We start from the raw sequence: 3,437 nt of genomic DNA, 5'->3' as shown, positions 1-3,437 counted from the left end.
TGGCTCTCCAACCTGGGCTCGAACCAGGGACCTGCGGATTAACAGTCCGTCGCTCTACCGACTGAGCTATTGGAGAATCTGAAGCGCATTTTAGGGATGAAAACTGAAGTCGTCAACCAGATAATGTAAAGAAATGAATCATTTGCTTTATAAATATTCATTTAAGCATTAAAAATAAAAAAACCACCCTTAAAGGGTGGTTTTTTATGCAATAAATAAAATTTATTTCAAATTTTATTTTTCTACACCAGCTTCTTGGCCAGCATATTTTGCATTAGCATAATCCCAGTTCACTAGGCTTTCTAGGAAAGTAGAGATATATTTAGGACGAGCATTACGGTAGTCGATGTAGTAAGCATGTTCCCAAACGTCAATCGTCAACACTGCAATTTTACCGTGTGCCATTGGCGTATCAGCATTTGAAGTTTTCATGATTGAAAGCTGGCCGTTTACTTCGTCAGCCACTAACCAAGCCCAACCTGAACCGAATTGAGTGGTTGCAGCAGCAGCAAATTCTTCAGCAAATTTTTCGTAAGAACCAAAAGCTTCGTCAATTTTTGCAGCCAAAGTACCAGTTGCTTTACCGCCGCCGTTTTTAGCCATACAGTTCCAGTAGAACGTGTGGTTCCAAACTTGAGCAGCGTTGTTGAATACGCCCACTTTAGCAGCATCACCAGCAGTTGCTGTAATAATTTCTTCTAGAGTTTTGCCTTCAAGCTCAGTACCAGCGATCAGGTTATTCAGGTTAACCACATACGTATTGTGGTGTTTGTCATGATGGTATTCTAAAGTTTCTTTGCTGATGTGTGGGGCAAGATCTTCGTAGCCATAAGGTAATGCTGGTAAAGTAATGGTTGTCATGTTTTCAATTCCTTGCATTTTGCTGGGTTTTAACAATAAGTGGCTTTATTGTAATAGATAATCGGGCAGAAATGGGCATCGTGTATAAATAACAATACAGAATAAAGCCTGAAAATATATGAATAAAGCCGCTGATCATAACCGTCAGTCGAATTAAATCGGATTGTTTAATTCGAAGTAACTATACTCAATATCGAACTGTTCTGAAATAGCTTTTGCCAGGCGTTGTACGCCATAACGCTCGGTTGCATGATGCCCGCAAGCATAATAGTGAACATTCAATTCTTTCGCTTCGTAAAAAGTACGTTCACTGACTTCACCAGAAATATACGCATCACAATTTTGCTCAGCCGCTTTGCCAATAAAATCTTGTGCACCACCGGTACAGAAACCGATTTTCTGGATTGATGTTTTATCGGCAGGAAGATGAATGGCATTAAAATCTAAACGCTGAGACACATACAGCTTAAATTCTGCAGCAGACACAGGTTGTTTTAAATAACCAATATTGCCAATCGGGTTGCGTTCGCTTGGGTCTAAGGCTTCAATATTTTCTAATGCTAATAGATCGGCAATTGCCGCATTATTACCTAAAGTGGGGTGGCTATCTAATGGTAAGTGATAGCCCACTAGCGAGATATCATGCTGAATCAGACTTTTGATACGTTTACCGCGCATGCCGGTAATCGGGTAGGGTTCCCCTTTCCAGAAATAGCCGTGATGGACCAACAGCATATCCGCATTTTGTTCAATTGCTGCCTCAATAGCATCCTGAGATGCGGTAACAGCACACAAAATTTTATTGATGTCCGGTCTGCCTTCTATTTGCAAGCCATTTGGTGCATAGTCTTTAAATTCGTGTGATTTCAGGGTTTGATCACACCACTGAATAATCTGGTTGAGCTTTGCCATAAATTTCCCAAAAGCCTCTATATTTAAGGTCATCAAAACATAGTTTGAATTGTAACTAAAGCAGCACAAAACTCTGAATTATTTTTATGTTTCCTGCTGTATTTCATTTTACAATGGCAGATAAATTACTTAGTCATCAACGAATTAAAATATTGTTAGAGGAAATTAACGTGCGCCGCACCTTTACATGGTTACCTTGGGTTTTACTTATTTTGGTCACTCTCGGTTTTCTTGTTTGGCAACATTCCCAGAAGCCACAAGCCCCTGTGGCGTCTGACGGTATAAAGATGCCCAGAGAAAAAGTCGAGCCTTTAGTCAATACCAACAGAGCAGGTGCGGTCGAGTCTTATAGTACTGCTGTGAAGGTGGCTGCTCCTGCGGTGGTGAATATTTTTACTACCCAGAAAGTGAACAAAGCAGAGCATCCCTTGTTAAATGATCCTGCATTTCGTGAATTTTTTGGTGATCAGGCCCCTGAACAATTTGATCAGGAACAAAATGAAAACAGCCTGGGTTCAGGTGTTATTGTTCGTTCAGATGGTTATATTTTAACTAACAACCATGTGATTGCTCAGGCTGAACAGATTGTAGTGGGCTTGAATGATGGACGTCGTGCAGTGGCTAAAGTGATTGGTACAGACCCGGATTCTGATCTTGCTGTGATTAAGATCGAACTCGACAAACTGCCGGTTTTGCCATTTAAACTCAGTGGCAATGAAGTCGGAGACGTGGTGCTGGCGATTGGTAACCCGTTCGGTGTAGGGCAAACGGTGACACAGGGGATTATTTCTGCCACCAACCGTTCAGATTTGGGTATTAATACCTATGAGGACTTCATTCAAACCGATGCAGCGATTAATCCAGGGAACTCGGGTGGAGCGCTGATTGACGTGGCGGGTAATCTGATTGGTGTGAATACGGCCATTTTCTCTCAATCAGGCGGTTCACTGGGGATTGGTTTTGCCATTCCTGCGAAAGTGTGTCAGCAAATTCTGAATTCAATTCTGAAAGACGGCCGTGTGGTTCGTGGCTGGTTGGGCATTAGCCTTATGCCAGTGCAACAGGACAATATTCTTGAACCTAAGCAGAATGGTGTAGTCGTTGCAGATGTGCTTCCTCATGGTCCGGCAGCCAAGGCGGGAATTAAAAAGGGTGATAAAATTATTCAGGTTAATGGGGAACCCATTACTTCTGCTTCTCACTTGATTAATTATGTAGCCTTGCAAGCGCCGAACAGCACCATCAAAGTTGAAGTGGTTCGAGATGAGAAACCATTAAGCCTGAATGTGGTCGTGGCTGAACGTAAAGCACAGAATAATAATTCACAATATATTCCTTTACCTCAGCAATAAAACGATTGTGATATTTATCCAGCTTTAAATGGGTAAACGAATCAAAAGCGCATTTCGGTGCGCTTTTTTTATGGCTTATTCTGTTTCACTATAAATTTTCAAAAATAGCTTAAAAATTCATGATGATGAATAGTATGACTTGGTTGTGATATACAACTTGGTATTAGATCGATACTTACAGGTTAGATTTAAAAAAGGGAAATTAGGATGGTTAATTTAGCGAATGATTTAAACAGTTATAAATTATTCAGGCAAAAAAAAAGCCCGCTTTAATGCTGCGGGCTTTTTTGTATTTGGCTCTCCAACCTGGGC

General features: G+C 41.0%; 3 protein-coding genes and 1 tRNA gene. 1 reads left to right on the top strand and 3 read right to left on the bottom strand.

From position 1 onward, the window contains the following. The 3 genes from B2Y23_RS13135 to B2Y23_RS13125 all read right to left on the bottom strand — a co-directional run bounded on the left by B2Y23_RS13135 (window position 1) and on the right by B2Y23_RS13125 (window position 1,773). Window positions 1-76: transfer RNA gene (locus B2Y23_RS13135), tRNA-Asn, on the bottom strand. Window positions 77-234: 158 nt separating this feature from the next. Continuing rightward, entirely contained in the window at window positions 235-861 is a 627-nt protein-coding gene (locus B2Y23_RS13130; RefSeq protein ID WP_291356062.1) for a superoxide dismutase, read from the bottom strand. A 153-nt stretch (window positions 862-1,014) separates the two neighbouring features. Then, window positions 1,015-1,773 (bottom strand): Nif3-like dinuclear metal center hexameric protein, encoded by a 759-nt coding sequence (locus tag B2Y23_RS13125; RefSeq protein ID WP_291356060.1) that lies wholly within the window; start codon window positions 1,771-1,773, stop codon window positions 1,015-1,017. A gap of 170 nt (window positions 1,774-1,943) precedes the next feature. On the opposite strand from B2Y23_RS13125, the gene B2Y23_RS13120 reads away from it, so the two are divergent. Further along, window positions 1,944-3,125, top strand: coding sequence for a S1C family serine protease (locus B2Y23_RS13120; RefSeq protein ID WP_291356058.1), 1,182 nt, complete (start codon window positions 1,944-1,946; stop codon window positions 3,123-3,125). Window positions 3,126-3,437 lie beyond the last annotated feature (312 nt).

The sequence above is a fragment of the Acinetobacter sp. UBA5934 genome (genome assembly GCF_002430855.1).
In the GTDB taxonomy this organism is placed as follows: domain Bacteria; phylum Pseudomonadota; class Gammaproteobacteria; order Pseudomonadales; family Moraxellaceae; genus Acinetobacter.
The sequence above is the reverse complement of the archived record's forward strand: the minus strand, read 5'-3'. Positions and strand labels throughout refer to the sequence as shown.

Bases quoted from the DNA above. Each gene is read 5' to 3' on its own strand.
- B2Y23_RS13130 (WP_291356062.1), bottom strand. From the start codon at position 861: ATGACAACCATTACTTTACCAGCATTACCTTATGGCTACGAAGATCTT.
- B2Y23_RS13125 (WP_291356060.1), bottom strand. From the start codon at position 1,773: ATGGCAAAGCTCAACCAGATTATTCAGTGGTGTGATCAAACCCTGAAA.